The 17,973-nt window shown below is 65.9% G+C and carries 16 protein-coding genes; 15 read left to right on the top strand and 1 reads right to left on the bottom strand.

The genetic code is table 11. The annotated features are described in order from the left end of the window. The first annotated feature begins 11 nt into the window (after nt 1-11). The 15 genes from ABIC44_RS08045 to ABIC44_RS07975 all read left to right on the top strand — a co-directional run bounded on the left by ABIC44_RS08045 (nt 12) and on the right by ABIC44_RS07975 (nt 15,505). On the top strand, nt 12-317 hold the full coding sequence (locus ABIC44_RS08045; RefSeq protein WP_309698210.1) for a nuclear transport factor 2 family protein: 306 nt from the start codon (nt 12-14) through the stop codon (nt 315-317). After that, complete coding sequence (locus ABIC44_RS08040) at nt 317-991, top strand: complex I 24 kDa subunit family protein (RefSeq protein WP_307099716.1); 675 nt, start codon at nt 317-319, stop codon at nt 989-991. Before ABIC44_RS08045 ends, ABIC44_RS08040 begins: the two co-directional genes overlap by 1 nt. After that, the gene (nuoF, locus tag ABIC44_RS08035; protein ID WP_007404054.1) at nt 991-2,301 is read left to right on the top strand and encodes an NADH-quinone oxidoreductase subunit NuoF; all 1,311 of its coding nucleotides are present in this window, start codon (nt 991-993) and stop codon (nt 2,299-2,301) included. Before ABIC44_RS08040 ends, nuoF begins: the two co-directional genes overlap by 1 nt. After that, nucleotides 2,301-4,319: an NADH-quinone oxidoreductase subunit NuoG gene (nuoG, locus tag ABIC44_RS08030; RefSeq protein ID WP_307099712.1), complete on the top strand. Its 2,019-nt coding sequence runs from the start codon at nt 2,301-2,303 to the stop codon at nt 4,317-4,319. The genes nuoF and nuoG overlap by 1 nt, the downstream gene beginning before the upstream one ends. Continuing rightward, a complete protein-coding gene (nuoH, locus tag ABIC44_RS08025; protein WP_307099710.1) occupies nt 4,316-5,371 on the top strand; it encodes an NADH-quinone oxidoreductase subunit NuoH in 1,056 nt (351 codons plus the stop codon). The genes nuoG and nuoH overlap by 4 nt, the downstream gene beginning before the upstream one ends. Then, entirely contained in the window at nt 5,368-5,853 is a 486-nt protein-coding gene (nuoI, locus tag ABIC44_RS08020) for an NADH-quinone oxidoreductase subunit NuoI (protein ID WP_042483186.1), read from the top strand. The genes nuoH and nuoI overlap by 4 nt, the downstream gene beginning before the upstream one ends. A gap of 49 nt (nt 5,854-5,902) precedes the next feature. Further along, nucleotides 5,903-6,514 carry an NADH-quinone oxidoreductase subunit J gene (locus ABIC44_RS08015; protein ID WP_007404217.1) on the top strand — a complete coding sequence of 204 codons (612 nt, stop codon included), beginning with the start codon at nt 5,903-5,905 and terminating at the stop codon, nt 6,512-6,514. Next, nucleotides 6,511-6,819 carry an NADH-quinone oxidoreductase subunit NuoK gene (gene nuoK, locus ABIC44_RS08010; RefSeq protein WP_007404079.1) on the top strand — a complete coding sequence of 103 codons (309 nt, stop codon included), beginning with the start codon at nt 6,511-6,513 and terminating at the stop codon, nt 6,817-6,819. The genes ABIC44_RS08015 and nuoK overlap by 4 nt, the downstream gene beginning before the upstream one ends. A gap of 5 nt (nt 6,820-6,824) precedes the next feature. Continuing rightward, the gene (nuoL, locus tag ABIC44_RS08005; protein ID WP_502959831.1) at nt 6,825-8,933 is read left to right on the top strand and encodes an NADH-quinone oxidoreductase subunit L; all 2,109 of its coding nucleotides are present in this window, start codon (nt 6,825-6,827) and stop codon (nt 8,931-8,933) included. Between the two features lie 7 nt (nt 8,934-8,940). Then, on the top strand, nt 8,941-10,491 hold the full coding sequence (locus ABIC44_RS08000) for an NADH-quinone oxidoreductase subunit M (protein ID WP_354294841.1): 1,551 nt from the start codon (nt 8,941-8,943) through the stop codon (nt 10,489-10,491). Beyond that, on the top strand, nt 10,491-11,954 hold the full coding sequence (gene nuoN / locus ABIC44_RS07995; RefSeq protein ID WP_354294737.1) for an NADH-quinone oxidoreductase subunit NuoN: 1,464 nt from the start codon (nt 10,491-10,493) through the stop codon (nt 11,952-11,954). The genes ABIC44_RS08000 and nuoN overlap by 1 nt, the downstream gene beginning before the upstream one ends. A gap of 5 nt (nt 11,955-11,959) precedes the next feature. Beyond that, entirely contained in the window at nt 11,960-12,664 is a 705-nt protein-coding gene (locus ABIC44_RS07990; RefSeq protein WP_354294735.1) for a biotin--[acetyl-CoA-carboxylase] ligase, read from the top strand. A 9-nt stretch (nt 12,665-12,673) separates the two neighbouring features. After that, a complete protein-coding gene (locus tag ABIC44_RS07985) occupies nt 12,674-13,453 on the top strand; it encodes a type III pantothenate kinase (RefSeq protein WP_354294733.1) in 780 nt (259 codons plus the stop codon). Nucleotides 13,454-13,590: 137 nt separating this feature from the next. Then, a complete protein-coding gene (locus ABIC44_RS07980) occupies nt 13,591-15,225 on the top strand; it encodes a ribonuclease J (protein WP_307099701.1) in 1,635 nt (544 codons plus the stop codon). A 4-nt stretch (nt 15,226-15,229) separates the two neighbouring features. Further along, nucleotides 15,230-15,505 (top strand): DUF1467 family protein, encoded by a 276-nt coding sequence (locus tag ABIC44_RS07975; protein WP_354294732.1) that lies wholly within the window; start codon nt 15,230-15,232, stop codon nt 15,503-15,505. 152 nt (nt 15,506-15,657) lie between these two features. Here the strand turns inward: ABIC44_RS07975 and ABIC44_RS07970 are convergent, their stop codons facing one another. Then, a complete protein-coding gene (locus ABIC44_RS07970) occupies nt 15,658-17,964 on the bottom strand; it encodes a coiled-coil domain-containing protein (protein WP_354294730.1) in 2,307 nt (768 codons plus the stop codon). Nucleotides 17,965-17,973: the final 9 nt, after the last annotated feature.

Raw genomic sequence — 17,973 nt, 5'->3', positions numbered from 1 at the left:
TCGCGCGTGAGATGATCGCGCATTACAATGCGCAGGACGCCGATGCCTATGTCGCGCTGATGACCGAGGATGCCTGCGAAGCGGGCTATCGCGGTGCCGTCCTGCGCGACGGGCGCGAGGGCGTGCGTTCGGGGCTGAAGGCGATGTTCGCGCAATTCCCGCAGAACCGCGCCGAGATCGTCGCCGACCAGGCATTCGGCGAGACCGTGCTGCTGCATGAAAAGGTCGAACGCGCGCCAGGTGGCGAGGCGTTCGAGGTCATGTCCATCTATTCCTTCGAGAACGACAAGGTGTCGCGCGTGGAGTTCATTCGCTAATGGCCGACGCAGCCATCATTCCCGACGAGGCCGAAGTTCGCGCCCGCTGGGGCAATTTCGCCTGGACGGACGAGAACCAGAAGAAGGCGAACGAGATCCTCGCGCGCTATCCCAAGGGTCGCGAACAGTCCTGCTCGATCCCGTTCCTCGATCTGGCGCAGCGCCAGGTGGGGGCGGAGACGCAGACGCAAGGCTGGTTGCCCGTGCCGGTGATCGAGTTCGTCGCGCGTCAGCTGGGCGTCGCCTATATGCGCATCTATGAGGTCGCGACCTTCTACACGATGTTCAACCTGGCGCCGGTCGGCCGCTATCACGTTCAGGTGTGCGGCACGACGCCGTGCATGCTGCGCGGGTCGGACGACGTGCTGGCGGCGTGCAAGAACAAGGGGCTGATCAAGGGCAAGACCACGCCCGATGGCCTGTTCACGCTGACCGAGGTCGAGTGCATGGGCAATTGCGCCTCCGCGCCGATGGTCCAGATCAACGACGACAATTACGAGGATCTGGATTACGACCGCACGGTCACGATCCTGGAAGCGCTGGCACGCGGCGAGAGCCCCAAGACCGGCACGCAGGAGCCGGGTCGCCACACGGTCGAGCCGCTGGGCGGTCCGACCACGCTGACCGCCATGGTCGGCGACAATCACGACTATCGCGGGGAGTGGGGCGCATAATGCTCGCTGACAAGGACCGCATTTTCACCAATCTCTACGGCTATCAGCCGTGGAACGTCGACGCGGCGATGAAGCGCGGCGATTGGGACAATACCAAGGCGCTGCTCGAGCTGGGCCAGGACAAGATCATCGACGTCATCAAGGCGTCGGGTCTGCGCGGGCGCGGCGGTGCGGGCTTCCCGACCGGCATGAAGTGGAGCTTCATGCCCAAGGAACCGCGCCCCGACCGGCCGAGCTTCCTGGTCATCAACGCCGACGAGTCCGAGCCGGGTTCGTGCAAGGACCGCGAGATCATCCGCCACGATCCGCACAAGCTGATCGAGGGCGCGCTGGTCGCGGGCTTCGCGATGCGCGCGCGGGCGGCCTATATCTATATTCGCGGTGAATATATCCGCGAGGCCGAGACGCTGTTCGCAGCCGTGGCCGAGGCGTATGACCGGGGTTTCCTGGGCAAGAATGCCTGTGGCTCGGGCTATGACTTCGACGTCTTCGTCCATCGCGGCGCGGGCGCCTATATCTGCGGCGAAGAAACCGCGATGATCGAAAGCCTGGAGGGCAAGAAGGGCCAGCCGCGCCTCAAGCCGCCTTTCCCGGCGGGGGCGGGCCTTTATGGCTGCCCGACCACGGTCAACAATGTCGAGTCGATCGCGGTCGCCCCGACGATCCTGCGGCGCGGCGCCGAGTGGTTCTCCTCCTTCGGGCGCGAGAACAATAAGGGCACCAAGCTCTTCCAGATCTCGGGCCATGTCGATCGTCCCTGCGTGGTCGAGGAAAGCATGTCGATCAGCTTCCGCGAGCTGATCGAGCGCCATTGCGGCGGCATTCGCGGCGGCTGGGACAATCTGCTCGCGGTGATCCCGGGCGGTTCGTCGGTGCCTTTGGTGCCCGCCGCTGAGATCATGGATGCGCCGATGGATTTCGACGGCCTGAAGGCGGTCGGATCGGGTCTCGGCACGGCGGCCGTGATCGTCATGGACAAGTCGACCGACATCGTCCGCGCGATCAGCCGTCTGTCCTATTTCTACAAGCATGAGAGCTGCGGCCAGTGCACCCCGTGCCGGGAAGGCACCGGCTGGATGTGGCGCGTGATGGAGCGGATGCGCACCGGCGATGCCGACGTCTCCGAGATCGACACGCTGTTCCAGGTGACGAAGCAGGTCGAAGGCCACACCATCTGCGCGCTCGGCGACGCGGCGGCCTGGCCGATCCAGGGCCTGATCCGCCACTTCCGCCCGGAGATGGAACGCCGCATTCGCGAACGCAAAGGCGAGACGGGCGGCAACGCCCCGATGATGGAAGCTGCCGAATAATGCCTAAGGTCAAAGTCGACGGCGTCGAGATCGAGGTGCCCCAGGGCGCCACCGTGCTGCAGGCCTGTGAGCTTGCGGGCAAGGAAATCCCGCGCTTCTGCTATCATGAGCGGCTGTCCATCGCGGGCAATTGCCGCATGTGCCTGGTCGAGGTGAAGCCTGGGCCCCCCAAGCCGCAGGCGTCGTGTGCGCTTCCGGCGGCGGAGAATCAGGAAATCTTCACCACCACCCCAATGGTGAAGGCCGCGCGCGAAGGCGTGATGGAATTCCTGCTGATCAACCACCCGCTGGACTGCCCGATCTGCGATCAGGGCGGCGAGTGCGACCTGCAGGACCAGTCCATGGCCTATGGCAAGGGCCATAGCCGCTATGACGAGAACAAGCGGGCCGTCACCGAGAAATATATGGGTCCGATCGTCAAGACGGTCATGACCCGCTGCATCCAGTGCACCCGCTGCGTCCGCTTCGCCGAAGAGGTCGCGGGCGTGGAGGAAATCGGCGCGATCTATCGCGGCGAGAACATGCAGATCACGTCCTATCTCGAACAGGCCGTGTCGAGCGAGCTGTCGGGCAATGTCGTCGACCTGTGCCCGGTGGGCGCGCTGACGTCCAAGCCCTATGCGTTCGAGGCGCGTCCCTGGGAGCTGAAGAAGACGCTCGCCATCGACGTGATGGACGCGGTCGGCACCAATATCCGCCTCGACAGCCGTGGTCGTCAGGTGCTGCGCTGCGTGCCGCGCATCAACGACGAGGTGAACGAGGAGTGGGCGAGCGACAAGACGCGTCACGCGATCGACGGCCTGGTCCGTCGTCGTCTCGACCGTCCGTTCATCCGCCGCGACGGCAAGCTGGTGCCTGCGACCTGGGACGAGGCCTTCGCCGCGATCCGTGACGTGAATGCCGGTTCGAGCGTTGCCGCGATCGCCGGCGATCAGGTCGATTGCGAGACGATGTTCGCCGCGAAGGCGCTGCTGGCCAAGATGGGCTCGAGCCTGCTCGAGGGCCGCCAGACCGGCATGGATTATGACACGTCGAGCCTGGCCGCGGTCAACTTCAACACGACCATCGCGGGCGTCGAGCGCGCCGATGCGATCCTGCTGATCGGCACCAATCTGCGCTGGGAAGCGCCGCTGGTGAACACCCGTATCCGCAAGGCGATCAAGAAGGGCGCCAAGGTCTTCGCGATCGGCCCCGAAACCGACCTGACCTACAAGGTCGAGTGGTTGGGCGCCGACCTGTCGGTGCTGGGCAACCTGCCCGAGGCGGTGACCGAGCTGTTCGGCAAGGCCGCGCGTCCGATGGTCATCCTCGGTGGCGGTGCGATCAAGGGCGCGCATGGCGCGAGCCTGAAGCTGGTCGACCAGTTCAATCTGGTGCGGACGCTGGAAGACGGTTCGGCCTGGAACGGCTATAATGTCGTCCACATGGCGGCCGCGCGCATGGGCGGGCTGATGCTCGGCTATGCGCAGAAGGGCGGTATCGCCGACGTGGTCGCGGCCGCGCCGAAGCTTGCCTTCTTCCTGGGCGCCGACGAGGTCGACTTCGCCAAGTTCGGCAGCAGCTTCAAGGTGTTCGTCGGCCATCATGGCGACAAGGGTGCGCATCACGCCGATGTCATCCTGCCGGGCGCGACCTATGCCGAGAAGTCGGGCACCTGGGTCAACCTCGAGGGCCGGGTGCAGCGCGGCGAGCGCGCGGTGTTCGCACCGGGCGACGCGCGCGACGACTGGACGATCTTCCGCGCGCTGTCCGAGGTTCTGGGCCAGACCCTGAAGTTCGACACGCTGGACGAACTCCGCGCCGCCATGGCCGCCGAGGTTCCGGCGCTGGGCCAGGTCGGTCTCGTCACCTTCGACTGGGCCGCGCCGTCGCTGAACGCAACCGCGTCGGGCACGATCGAGGGCTATCCGATCAAGGACTTCTACCTCACCAACGCGATCTGCCGCGCCAGCCCGACGATGCAGCGCTGCTCGGCCGAACTGGTCCATGGTGAGAGCTATGCGGAGGCAGCGGAGTGACCGCGTTTTTTAACACGACGCTCGGCCTTCCTTATGGCTGGGCCTGGACGATCGCGACCTTGGTCGGGATCCTGGCGATCGCGCTGCCGCTGATGCTGGCGGTCGCGATGGTCATCTATGTCGACCGCAAGATCTGGGCCGCGATGGCGCTGCGCCGTGGTCCGAACGTGGTCGGCCCCTTCGGTCTGCTCCAGTCCTTCGCCGACGGTCTGAAGGTCTTCCTTCAGGAGACCATCGTTCCGGCCGCCGCCAATCGCGGGCTGTTCCTGCTGGCGCCGATCATCACCTTCACGGTTGCGCTGATCGTCTGGGCGGTGGTGCCGTTCCAGCCGGGCGTGGTCGTCGCCAACATCAATGTCGGCCTGCTGTACGTCCTCGCCGCCTCGTCGCTCGGCGTGTACGGCGTGATCCTGTCGGGCTGGGCCTCGAACTCGAAATATCCCTTCTACTCGGCGCTTCGTGCGGCCGCGCAGATGGTGTCCTATGAAGTCGCGATCGGCTTCATCCTGATTTCGGTCGTGATGTGGTCGGGCAGCTTCAACCTGACCGACATCGTCGAGGCGCAGAAGAGCGTGTTGGGGATTCCGGTCAACGGCTTCTTCCTCAACCCGCTGCTGTTCCCGATGGCGGTGATGTTCTTCATCTCGGCGCTGGCCGAGACGCAGCGCGCGCCGTTCGATCTGACCGAAGCGGAGTCGGAGCTCGTCGCGGGTTACCAGACCGAGTATAGCTCGATGTCGTTCGCGCTGTTCTGGCTGGGCGAATATGCCAACGTCATCCTGATGTGCGCGCTGAACGCGATCCTGTTCTGGGGTGGCTATCTGCCGCCGCTCGACTGGGCGCCGCTTTACGCCGTGCCGGGGATCGTCTGGCTGCTCTTGAAGATGTGCTTCTTCTTCTTCGTCTTTTCGTGGGTGAAGGCGACCGTACCGCGCTATCGGTACGACCAGCTGATGCGGCTGGGCTGGAAGGTGTTCCTGCCGGTGTCGCTGTTCTGGGTATTCTTGGTGTCTGGCGTGCTGATGTATGCGCGCGTGGGAGTTCCGGCATGAGCGTCGCTCAGTACGTCAAGGCTTTTACGCTGTGGGAGTTCGTGAAGGGGCATGCGCTGACCCTTCGCTACTTCTTTAAGCCGAAGGCGACGATCAACTATCCGTTCGAGAAGAACCCCATCTCTCCGCGCTTCCGGGGGGAGCACGCGCTGCGTCGCTACCCCAATGGCGAGGAGCGGTGCATCGCGTGCAAGCTGTGCGAGGCGATCTGCCCCGCCCAGGCGATCACGATCGAGGCGGAACCCCGCGACGACGGCAGCCGCCGCACGACGCGCTATGACATCGACATGACCAAGTGCATCTATTGCGGGCTGTGCCAGGAGGCTTGCCCGGTCGATGCGATCGTCGAGGGTCCGAACTTCGAATTTTCGACCGAGACCCGCGAAGAGCTGATCTACGACAAGTCGAAGTTGCTCGATAACGGTGACCGCTGGGAAAGCGCGATCGCGGCGAACCTTGCCGCCGATGCGCCGTACCGTTAAAGCCCGCGACCAACGGTTCGGGGCGGACAGAAAAGGGGCCTGACAGGCAGTGATACAGGCTATCGCCTTCTATATTTTCGCGACCGTGGTGATCGTGTCCGCAGGGCTCACGATCGCGTCGCGCAATCCGGTGCACTCGGTCATGTGGCTGATCCTGGCGTTCTTCAACGCTGCGGGCCTCATGGTGCTGTGCGGGGCCGAGTTCATCGCGATGCTGCTCGTCATCGTCTATGTGGGCGCGGTCGCGGTGTTGTTCCTCTTCGTCGTCATGATGCTCGATATCGAGGTCGCGGCGATGCGGGCGGGCTTTGCGCGCTATCTGCCGCTGGGCCTGGCACTCGCCGTCGCCCTGCTGGCCGAGGTCATCATCGCCTTTCAGGCCTGGAGCGTCGGCGGCGTGCAGCTGGCGGCCCGTGCGGCCCCGATCGCGCCCGAGGTGTCCAACATCCAGGCGATCGGCAACCTGCTGTACACGCGCTACCTGTTCATCTTCGAGGGTGCGGGGCTTGTCCTGCTCGTCGCGATGATCGGTGCGATCGTGCTCACGCATCGCAAGCGCGGCGGTGTCCGTCCGCAGAATATCGCCAAGCAGAATGCGCGTCAGCCGCATGAGGCGATCCGCAACATCAATCAGCCCATCGGGCAGGGGGTGGAACTGTGACGATCGGTCTCGTCCATTATCTGGTCGTCGCAGCGATCCTGTTCACCATGGGGGTGCTGGGTATCTTCCTGAACCGGAAGAACCTGATCGTCATCCTCATGGCGATCGAGCTCATCCTGCTCGCCGTGAACCTGAACCTCGTCGCCTTCTCGGCCGCGCTTCAGGATCTGGTGGGGCAGGTCTTCGCCATGTTCGTGCTGACCGTAGCCGCCGGTGAATCGGCGATCGGTCTGGCGATCCTGGTCATCTATTTCCGTGGCCGCGGCACCATCGCGGTCGACGACGTCAACCGGATGAAGGGGTAATCGGGTTGATCCTCGCTATCGTCTTCCTGCCGTTGCTGGCCGCCGCCATTGCGGGGTTCGGCAACAAGGCTATCGGGAACGTGCCCGCCAAGGTCGTCACGACCGGCGCGCTGTTCATTTCCTGCGCGCTGTCCTGGCCGATCTTCATCGGCTATCTGTCGGGCGCCAATGTCGCGACGGTCACGCCGGTGCTCCACTGGATCACCAGCGGCGACATGTCGGTCGACTGGGCGCTGCGCGTCGACTCGCTGACCGCGATCATGCTGGTGGTCATCACCAGCGTCTCGGCGCTCGTCCACCTCTATAGCTGGGGCTATATGAGCGAGGAGCCGGATCAGCCGCGCTTCTTCGCCTATCTCTGCCTCTTCACCTTCGCGATGCTGATGCTCGTGACGGCGGACAATCTGGTCCAGATGTTCTTCGGCTGGGAAGGCGTGGGTCTCGCGTCCTACCTGCTGATCGGCTTCTGGTTCCGTAAGCCGTCGGCCAACGCGGCCGCGATCAAGGCGTTCGTCGTCAACCGCGTCGGCGACCTGGGCTTCATGCTCGGCATCTTCGGCACCTTCCTGGTGTTCAAGACGGTGTCGATCCCCGAAATCCTGGCGGCCGCGCCGACCATGGCGGGGTCGACCATCGGGTTCCTCGGCTATCGCTTCGACACGATGACCGTGCTCTGCCTGCTGCTGTTCGTCGGTGCGATGGGCAAGTCGGCGCAGCTGGGTCTCCACACCTGGCTGCCGGACGCGATGGAAGGCCCGACCCCGGTGTCGGCGCTGATCCACGCCGCGACCATGGTGACTGCGGGCGTGTTCATGGTGTGCCGCCTGTCGCCGATGTTCGAGACGTCGCCGACCGCGTTGGGCGTGATCACCGTGATTGGTGCATGCACCTGCTTCTTCGCCGCGACCGTCGGCACGGTGCAGACCGACATCAAGCGCGTCATCGCCTATTCGACCTGTTCGCAGCTGGGCTATATGTTCTTCGCGGCCGGCGTCGGCGCGTATGGCGCGGCGATGTTCCACCTGTTCACCCACGCCTTCTTCAAGGCGCTGCTGTTCCTGGGGGCCGGCTCGGTGATCCATGCGATGCATCACGAGCAGGACATGCGCTATTATGGTGGCCTGCGCCGCCACATCCCGCTCACCTTCTGGGCGATGATGATGGGCACGCTGGCGATCACCGGCGTCGGTATCCCGGCTCTGTTCGGCAATCCGATGGCGTTCGGTTTTGCGGGCTTCCACTCGAAGGACGCGATCATCGAGGTCGCCTATGCGGGTGGTTCGGGCTTCGCGTTCTGGGCGGGCGTGATCGCCGCGCTGCTGACCAGCTTCTATTCGTGGCGCCTGATGTTCCTGACCTTCTGGGGCAAGCCGCGCTGGACCGGGTCGGAGCATATCCAGCACGCGCTGCACGACGCGCATGGCCATGGCCATGACGATCATGCGCACGGGGCGGCTCATGATGCGCACCACAATGACGCGCATTCGGAAGATGCCGGTCATGAGCCGCACGTCCACAGCGCGGGCCATGCCGATATGCCCGAGGGCACCGGCGGCTATCACCCGCATGAAAGCCCGCTGGTCATGCTGATCCCGCTGATCGTCCTGTCGATCGGCGCGATCGCGGCGGGCTTCGTCTTCCACGGCTGGTTCATCGAGCCGGAGGCGGGCGAGAGCTATTGGAAGGGCGCGATCGCCTTCAATGAGCACCTCATGCACTCGATGCACGGCGTGCCGGTGTGGGTGAAGCTGTCGGCGACGGTGGTGATGCTGCTCGGTCTGCTGACCGCGTATCTGACCTATATCCGTGCGCCGGAATTCCCGGCCAAGTTCGCGGACCAGTTCCGCATCCTGTACCGCTTCCTCCTCAACAAATGGTATTTCGACGAGATCTACCATTTCCTCTTCGTGCGCCCCGCCTTCGCGATCGGCCGGTTCCTGTGGCACCGTGGCGACGAGAAGACGATCGACCGCTTCGGCCCCAACGGCGTTGCCTGGCTTATCCAGCAAGGCAGCAAGGGTGCGGCGCGCTTCCAGACGGGATACCTCTACAGCTATGCGTTCGTCATGTTGATCGGCCTGACCGCGGCCGTCACCTGGGCCATTTTGGGTTGATCGCGTGATGCAGGGCTTCCCGATCCTCTCCGTCATGCTGGCGGTCCCGGCTGTTGCCGCGATCGCCTGCCTCTTCCTCAACGCGCAGGGCGCGCGCATGCTGGCGCTGGCCGCCACGCTGGTCGACTTCGTCCTGGGCATCGTGCTCTGGACGCAGTTCGACGTGGGCGGCGCGCAGTGGCAGTTCGTCGAACATGCCCCCGGCATTTTCGGTCCGTTCGGCTGGTCGCTCGGCATCGACGGCTTCGCGCTGCTGCTGATCATGCTCAGCGTGTTCCTGATGCCCATCTGCATCGGCGCGAGCTGGCGCGCGATCGACAAGCGCGTTCCCGAATATATGGGGCTGTTCCTGTTCACCGAGGTGCTGATGATCGGCACCTTCGCGGCGCAGGACCTGTTCCTCTTCTACGTCTTCTTCGAAGCCGGCCTGATCCCGATGTATCTGATCATCGGCATCTGGGGCGGGGCGAACCGCATCTACGCGTCGTACAAGTTCTTCCTGTACACGCTGCTCGGCTCGCTCCTCATGTTCGTCGCGATGCTCTATATGGCACGCACGGCGGGCACGACGTCGATCCCGGCGCTTCTCGCCTATGACTTCCCGGCCTCGGTCCAGACCTGGCTGTGGATCGCCTTCTTCGCCTCGTTCGCGGTCAAGATGCCGATGTGGCCGGTCCACACCTGGCTTCCCGACGCACACGTGCAGGCCCCGACGGCGGGTTCGGTCATTCTGGCGGGCGTGCTGCTGAAGCTGGGCGGCTATGGCTTCCTGCGCTTCCTGCTGCCTATGTTCCCGGAGGCGAGCGGGCAGCTGACCTGGCTGATCTTCGCGCTGTCGGCGGTGGCGGTGATCTATGCCTCGCTGGTCGCGCTGGTGCAGTCCGACATGAAGAAGCTGATCGCCTATTCGTCGGTCGCGCACATGGCGATCGTGACCATCGGCCTCTATGCCTTCAACCAACAGGGCATCGAAGGCGCGATGATCATGATGCTCAGCCATGGTCTGGTGTCGGGCGCGCTCTTCCTGTGCGTCGGCGTCATCTACGACCGGCTGCACACCCGTGAGATCGCGCGCTATGGCGGGCTGTCGATCAACATGCCGAAATACGCCGTGTTCTTCCTGTTCTTCACCATGGCGTCGATCGGTCTGCCGGGCACCAGCGGCTTCGTCGCCGAGTTCCTGTCGCTGATGGGTACCTATCAGGTGTCGACCTGGACCGCGCTGCTCTGCACCACGGGCATCATCCTGGGTGCGGCGTATATGCTCTATCTCTACCGGCGGATCGCTTATGGCGAGATCAAGTCGGATGAGGTGGCGGCGATGCCCGACATGTCGGCGCGCGAGCTCTGGCTGCTGGCCCCGATCGCGGCGGTGACTTTGTGGATGGGCGTCTATCCGGAAAGCTTCCTGGCGCCGATGCGCAAGGACGTGACGATCCTGCTCCAGCGGATCGACCGGGCCAACCCCGGTTCGGACAGCCGCCCCACCGCCGGTAATCCGGCGCTGGTCACCACCCATGCCCCTGAGCACCAAGCTGCGCACGGGGAGGCGCACTGATGAGCTATTCGTTGAACCTCTTGATGGTCCTGCCCGAGCTGGTGCTGACCCTCGGCGCGATCGCGCTGATGCTCGTCGCCGCCTGGGGCGGAACCGCCTCGACGCGCGGGATCTCCATTGCGGCGGTGTTCGTGCTGGCGGGGGCGATGGTCGCGCTCGCCGGTCCGGCGACCACGGGCGGGCTGGCCTTTGGCGGGCTGTACCGGGCGGATGCCTTTGCCGGTTTCGCCAAGGTCCTGATCTATCTGGCGACCGCGGTGGCGATCATCATGGCGCCGCGCTTCTTCGCCCGCTCGCCGGGTGAGGATCTGCGTCCCGAATATCCGATCCTGATGCTGCTTTCGTCGGTCGGCATGGGCATGATGGTGTCGGCGGGCGACCTGCTGACGCTCTATGTCGGTCTGGAGCTGCAGAGCCTGTCGGCCTATGTGCTGGCCAGCTTCATGCGGCGCGATGGCCGCTCGGCCGAAGCGGGTCTGAAGTATTTCGTGCTGGGCGCGCTGGCTTCGGGCATCCTGCTCTACGGCATTTCGCTCGTCTATGGCTTCACCGGCTCGACAGACTTCGCGCAGATCGCAGGCGCCTATGGCCGTGACGCGGCGATGGGCACGCGCTCGCTGGGCCTGATGTTCGGCCTGGTGTTTGTGTTCGCAGGCCTCGCGTTCAAGATGTCGGCGGTGCCGTTCCACATGTGGACCCCGGACGTCTATGAGGGCGCGCCGACCCCGGTGACCGCCTTCTTCGCCTCGGCCCCCAAGGTCGCGGCGATGGCGCTGGCGATCCGCGTCGCGGTCGAGGCCATGGGCTCGGCGGTGCAGCAGTGGCAGCAGATCGTGACCTTCGCCGCGCTGGCGTCGATCATCCTGGGTGCGGTCGCGGCCATCGGCCAGACCAACATTAAGCGGCTGCTGGCCTATTCGTCGATCAACAATGTCGGCTTCGCGCTGATCGGTCTGGCGGCCGGCACGGCGCAGGGCGTCGCGGCGGTGCTGACCTATCTGACCATCTACGTTATCATGACGCTGGGTGCGTTCCTGATCGTGATCCGCATGCGCGACGAGCAGGGCAATCCCATGGAGTCGATCGCCAGCCTGTCGGGTCTGTCCCGCACGCGTCCGGCACTCGCCTGGGCGATGGCCTTCTTCATGTTCTCGGTCGCGGGCATTCCGCCGCTGCTCGGCTTCTATGCCAAGTTCGCGGTGTTCAACGCGGCGGTCGCGGCGGGGCTGTTCCCGCTGGCGGTGATCGGTGTCGTCGCCTCGGTGATCGGTGCCTATTATTATCTCCGCATCGTCAAGACGATGTTCTTCGACGAGCCCGTCGGGGCCTGGGACAATAGCGATGCGCAGCCGGTCGAGAATGGCCTGATCGCGCTGTCGGCGCTGTTCGTCTCGCCGGTCGGCTATCTGCTGATCCCGGTGCTGGGCGCCTGGTCGCTCGCGGCGGCGCGGGCTCTGTTCTGAGCCGAGTGCTGCACGTCCCGGAAACGGGATCGACCAATGCCGATCTTCGCCAGCTTGCGGAAGCGGGCGGCGAAGACGGTCTTTGGCTCCGCGCCGACCGCCAGACGGCGGGGCGCGGACGCCAGGGGCGGGACTGGTCCTCGCCCATCGGCAATTATTACGGATCGACGCTGGTGCGGTTGCAGCCGGGCGATCCGAGCCCCGCGACGCTGGCGCTGGTCGCTGCGGTGGCGATCGAGGAGGCGGTGCGATCCTGCCTCCCCGCGATCGAAGACCGGCTTCGCCTCAAATGGCCCAACGACCTGCTGATCGACGGCGCCAAGCTGTCCGGCATATTGCTGGAGCGGGTGGGGGACGCGGTCATCATCGGCATGGGCATCAACCTGGCCTCCGCGCCCGACCTGCCCGACCGGGCGACGACGTCACTTGCGGCCCAGGGCGCAGCGGTCGGCGTGGCGGCGATGCAGGACCGGCTGTCCGAAGCCATGGCCTGCTGGGTCGAGGCGTGGCGGACCTGGGGTCTGTCCGCCGTGACCGCGCGCTGGGAGTCGCGGGCGCATCCGCGTGGCACGCCCTTGAATGCCCGCTTGCCCGACGGGCAGAGCCTGGACGGCGTCTTCGACGGGCTGGCGGGGGACGGGGCTTTACGGCTCGGCTTGGCGGATGGCTCGGTGCATGTCATCCATGCCGGTGATATTTTCCTGATCTGAAGGACCCCCATGCTGCTTGCGATCGATGCCGGGAACACGAATGTGGTCTTCGCGCTGCTCGAAGGGCGGACGATCAGGGGCCGCTGGCGGATCGCGACCGATCCGCGTCGGACCGGCGACGAATATGCGGTCTGGATCAACCAGTTGCTCGCACTGGAAGGCTATGCGCGCGAGGATGTGACTGGCGTCATCATCGCGACCGTGGTGCCGCGCGCGCTCCACAATCTGGAAGTGCTGGCGCAGAAATATTTCAAGGTCGACCCGCTGATCGCCGGTCGCGGCGCCGCCGAATGGGGCATAGAGATCGACGTCAACGAGCCCGCCTCGCTGGGTGCGGACCGCGCGGTGAACACCATTGCGGCGCACGCGCTCTATCCCGGCGATCTGATCACCATCGATTTCGGCACTGCGACAACCTTCGACATCAGCGATTATCAGGGCGCCTATAAGGGCGGGATCATCGCGCCGGGCATCAACCTGTCGCTCGACGCGCTCGTCACCGCCGCCGCCAAGCTGCCGCGTATCGCGATCGAGGCGCCGGAAAGCCGCAATGTCATCGGCCGCAACACGGTCGACCAGATGCATATCGGCATCTTCTGGGGCTATGTCGCGATGATCGAGGGGCTGGTCGCGCGATTGAAGGCGCAGGTCGGGCGGCCGGTCAAGGTGCTCGCGACCGGCGGTCTCGCCGCGCTGCTGAGCCCGCATACCGACGTATTCGATCATATCGAACCCGATCTGACCATTCAGGGGCTGGCGATCCTGTGGGAACGCGCCCATATTCGGTAATAAGAGTTTCGGATCGTGCAGCCCGCGAAATGCCGCAGGGCGCATGGTTCGTGGAGAGATGACCGCGCCCTGACCGGCGCACCCCTATCGCCCCGGACCCGCTTTCAGCGGGATGGGCGCTCATTGTCAGGAAGTGAATGACTCCCAAGAAAGAATTGCTGTTCTGCGCGCTCGGTGGCTCGGGCGAAATCGGCATGAACGTGAACCTGTACGGCACCGAAGGCAAATGGGTGATGGTCGATTGCGGCATCACCTTCGCCGATCCGGCCTATCCCGGCATCGACGTGATCCTGCCCGACCTGTCCTTCATCGAGGACCGGCTGGACGATCTGGTCGGCATCGTGCTGACCCATGGGCATGAAGATCATATCGGTGCGCTGCCCTATCTGGCCGAAGATCTGGGCGTGCCGATCTATGCCACCGCCTTCACCGCCGGGCTGGTCCGTGGCAAGCTGGAGGAAGAGGGCAGCGCCAGCCGCGTCAAGCTGCGCGTGATGGAGGCGGGCAAGGCGTTCGAGGTCGGCCCGTTCGACTTCACCTTCGTTCCGCTGTCGCACTCGATCCCCGAGGCCAATGCGCTGCTGATCGAGACCGCTGTCGGCCGCGTGTTCCACACCGGCGACTGGAAGATCGACCCGACCCCGGTGATCGGCAAGCCCGCCAGCCCGGCGCAGCTGTCGTCGATCGGTGACCGGGGTGTCGACATCCTGGTCTGCGATTCGACCAACGCCTTCAACACCGAAGCCTCGGGCTCGGAAGCCAGCGTTCGTCCGGGCATCGCCGAGACGGTCGCCAAGGCCAAGGGCCGGGTGGTCGTCACCACCTTTGCCTCCAATGCCGCACGGCTGGTGACGCTGGGCGAGGTGGCCAAGGAGACCGGGCGCAAGCTGTGCGTCACCGGCCGCTCGCTCGACCGGATCCTGAAGGTCGGCAAGGCCTGTGGCTACTTCAAGGGCTTCCCCGAAACGGTCGATCCCGAAACCGCGATGCGGCTCCCCAAGGACCGCGTGCTGATCGTCGCGACCGGCGGGCAGGGCGAGCCGCGCGCCGCGCTGTCGCGCATCGCCGAGGGTAGCCATACGATCCGCCTCGACACGGGCGATACGGTGATCTTCTCCGCGCGCCAGATTCCGGGCAACGAGACCGCGGTCGGTCGTATCCAGAACATCCTGGCGGGCAAGGGCGTCCGCATGGTCACCGAGCGCCAGGCGCATGTCCATGTGTCGGGCCATCCCGGTCAGCCCGAACTGGCCCAGATGTACAAGTGGCTGCGCCCCCGCACGCTGATGCCGGTGCATGGCGAGATGCGGCACATGATGGAACATGCCCGCTTCGCGACGACGCAGGGCGTGCCGCAGACGCTGGTCCAGTCGGACGGCGACATCGTCCGACTGCTGCCGGGCAACGCAACCAAGATCGGCAACGCGCCGGTCGGCCGTCTGGTGCTGGACGGCGACGTGATCCTGCCCTCGGACGGGTCGACGATGAACGAGCGCCGCAAGCTGGCGATCAACGGCCAGATTTCGGTCGGCGTCGCGGTCGCCAAGGGGCGGCTGGTCGGCAGCCCGCAGGTGCGGGTGCAGGGCGTGCCCGTCGAGGACGAGCGCGATGCCTTCATCGCCGAAGCGGTGGCCGCCGCCGCCAAGGCGGTGGACGGCCCGCGCCGCGCCACCGACAAGCTGCGCGAGGATATTCGCCTGTCGGTGCGGCGGGTCGCGACCCGCTGGACCGGCAAGAAGCCGATCGTCGACGTCCTCCTGATCGAGGGCTGATGGCATGCACTGGACGTCGGCGCTTGCGATCTACGTCCTGTTCTGGTTCCTGTCGGTGTTCCTGGTCCTGCCCTTCGGGGTCAGGACCGCGCATGAGGCCGGGGAGGCGCACATCCCCGGCACCGCCGAAAGCGCCCCGCACGTCTTTGCCGTCGGGCGCTTCCTGCGGCGCACGACGATCACCGCGACGGTGATGTTCGCGCTGTTCTATCTCAACTACGTCTATGGCTGGATCACCGCCGATATGCTCGATTGGAGCGGGATGAGCCGGGGCCTCTGAGTCTGGTTTGGCCGGTGGCCGTGGCGATGCGTGGCCTTCGACTTCGCTCAGGCTGAACGGAGGTCGGGATAGGACGCGGGGCGGTGTTGGCACCTCCGTTCGCACGGAGCGAAGTCGAAGGCCACGCGGCCAGGCTACGCGCCCGTTCCCGCCTACCGCAGCCGCTCGATCGCTTGGGCCAGCGCGACATAGAGCTTGCCCATATCCGACGACAGCAGGGTCACGCCCAGCGGCGATCCGTCCCGCTGGGCCAGCACGCCGCGCAGCATCGCCTCGAAATCGTGGATGTAGCGGTTCACATGCTCACGGAATTTAAGGTCGTCGTCATACAGCTCGGCGATATCGCGCGCCTGATGCGAGTCGAGGATGCGCACCGCGCGCCGGGTGAAGACGCCGCGATCCCCCTTAAGATAGGCCGCCCAGGCGCTGTCGGTGACCTCGGGTGCATAGATTTTGGCGATGTCGATCGACGCCGAATTGAGCGATTCGACCAGCAGCGACGCGCGGCGGGCGAAGCTGTCGCGGTCGGCCTCTTCCCGCTCGGTGCGGGCCTCCTCGATCCGGTTTTCGACCAGGGCCGTCTTCTCGGCGATCTGCTCGGCCTGGCGGGCCAGCCTTTCGGTGGCGCGAGTGGCGGCCTCGACCGCGCCCTGCGTCGCCTCGACGATGGCGTGGACCTGACGCTCGACGGTGTCGCCGGTCGCGCGGCGCATCGCCTCGGCACTGGCGATCTCCAGCGCATGGGCGGCTTGGGGAATGACCTCGGCCAGCGTCTCGCGGGCGCTTTCCGCCGCGGTCGCCGCCGTCTCGCGAACGCGCAGCAGCGCATCGACCAGCTTGGGCGCGGCTTCGTCGGCGAAGCGGTGCGAGCGGTCGATCGTCTCGTCGACCATCATGCCCAACGCATCGGCCTTCGCACGGCCGGTCGACAGCGTCTCGATCAGCGACCCCGACAGCGTTTCCAGCGTCTGGCGCTGTTCGGCGATGACGTCGGCGATGGCGGCGATCGCCTCATGCGTGCTCTCGGCCGCCGCGACCAGCGCGAGCAGCTCGGGCTTGGTCTCGACCACGACCTCATGGCTGGCGTGCATCCGCTGGTCGAGCCGGCCCAGCGCCTCGGGCAGCGTCTCGTCGATCTCGCGCGCGGCGGCGTCGAGCGCGATCAGCAGCGTTTCGGTGGTGGCGATGACGCGGTTGGCCATCGTCTCGCCCGCTTCCAGCGCGCCGGTCATCGCATCCGCCGATCCGCCGAGCGCGCTGATCGAGGCGGCCAGCATCTGCGACTTTTCGGTGCCCTGGGTGTGAAGCACGGCCATGCGCGCCTCCACCCGGTCGAGCTGCGCGTCCAGCGCGTCGATCATCGCTTCGCCCGCGATCCGCTGCCCCTCCAGCTCGGCGGTTAGGCGGGCAATGGCCTGGTCGACGCTTCCCACCCGCTCGGCCAGCGCGTCGGCGCTATCGCGTGCGGCGCTTTCGAGCGCGGCCTGATTGGCGCCGACCATCGCCAGCATCGCGTCACCCTGTGCGGCGATGCCCTTGCGCGACTGGTCGATCGCCTCGGCGGTGCGGTCGAGCAGCGCGTCGATCGTCGTCGCGACGCTGGCCGTCACCGTTTCCAGATGCGCGCTGGCGGTCCGGCTGGTCGCCTCCATCTGTTCGATATGGGTCGCCAGACGCTGTGCCGCGCCGCTGGCGATGGTGTCCGCATCCTGCCCCCGGCGGCCCAGCGCGACCAGTTGCGCATCGAGCGCGGCGGCATGGCTTTCGGCCGATCGCGCCGCCTCGGCCATGCGGTCGCCCGCCTCGCCGACCTCGTCGACGGCGCGGGGCAGCGCGTCGAGCAGGTGCGCAAGCGAGGCCTGGCTGGTCCCGGCGACATCGCTCAGCACGCGGCCATGCGCTTCGACCATCTGGATATCGTCGGACAGGTCGCGCGCGATCGCGTTGAACCGGGTTTCGGCGGCCTGCGCCATTTCGCCCAGCGCGATCGCCTGTGCCGACAATTCGGATCGATTGGCCTCCAGCGCGCGCCCGATCATCCCGACCGCACGCTCCAGCGCCATCGCCTCGCGGCGCATGTCATGCGCGGTCATCGCGAAACGCCGCTGCTCGGCAGAGCTGCTGCGCTGGGCGAGCAGCCACAGGATCGCGATCAGGATCGGGCCGGCCAGCGCCAGCGTGGCGAACGAGGCCAGCCCCTCGGCCGACGGGGCGTTCGCGCCCAGCAGTCCCCATGCCAGCATGCCGCCGAACCATAGCACCGACGCCCCGATCGCCAGGATCATCGGCCAGCGCGGGGCGGGTTCCTCGGGCGGGGGCAGGGGGCCGTCGTCCAGCCACGGGCTGGCGGGCGGCGCCGCCACGGGCTCGGCAAAGACCGGATCATAGCGCCCGTCATGGCTTTCCACGTCGGCGATATCCGGCCTGTCCTGACGCTCCGCGCGCATATCCACGATCATCCGAGCCCC

This window comes from Sphingomonas sp. 1185 (assembly GCF_040544655.1).
Lineage (GTDB): Bacteria > Pseudomonadota > Alphaproteobacteria > Sphingomonadales > Sphingomonadaceae > Sphingomonas.
This window is presented reverse-complemented; position numbering and strand designations above follow the sequence as displayed.

Excerpts from the sequence above, each read along its gene's own strand:
- ABIC44_RS08045 (WP_309698210.1), top strand. The coding sequence starts at position 12 with ATGATCGCGCATTACAATGCGCAGGACGCCGATGCCTATGTCGCGCTG.
- ABIC44_RS08040 (WP_307099716.1), top strand. The coding sequence starts at position 317 with ATGGCCGACGCAGCCATCATTCCCGACGAGGCCGAAGTTCGCGCCCGC.
- nuoF (WP_007404054.1), top strand. The coding sequence starts at position 991 with ATGCTCGCTGACAAGGACCGCATTTTCACCAATCTCTACGGCTATCAG.
- nuoG (WP_307099712.1), top strand. The coding sequence starts at position 2,301 with ATGCCTAAGGTCAAAGTCGACGGCGTCGAGATCGAGGTGCCCCAGGGC.
- nuoI (WP_042483186.1), top strand. The coding sequence starts at position 5,368 with ATGAGCGTCGCTCAGTACGTCAAGGCTTTTACGCTGTGGGAGTTCGTG.
- ABIC44_RS08000 (WP_354294841.1), top strand. The coding sequence starts at position 8,941 with ATGCAGGGCTTCCCGATCCTCTCCGTCATGCTGGCGGTCCCGGCTGTT.
- nuoN (WP_354294737.1), top strand. The coding sequence starts at position 10,491 with ATGAGCTATTCGTTGAACCTCTTGATGGTCCTGCCCGAGCTGGTGCTG.
- ABIC44_RS07985 (WP_354294733.1), top strand. The coding sequence starts at position 12,674 with ATGCTGCTTGCGATCGATGCCGGGAACACGAATGTGGTCTTCGCGCTG.
- ABIC44_RS07980 (WP_307099701.1), top strand. The coding sequence starts at position 13,591 with ATGACTCCCAAGAAAGAATTGCTGTTCTGCGCGCTCGGTGGCTCGGGC.
- ABIC44_RS07975 (WP_354294732.1), top strand. The coding sequence starts at position 15,230 with ATGCACTGGACGTCGGCGCTTGCGATCTACGTCCTGTTCTGGTTCCTG.
- ABIC44_RS07970 (WP_354294730.1), bottom strand. The coding sequence starts at position 17,964 with ATGATCGTGGATATGCGCGCGGAGCGTCAGGACAGGCCGGATATCGCC.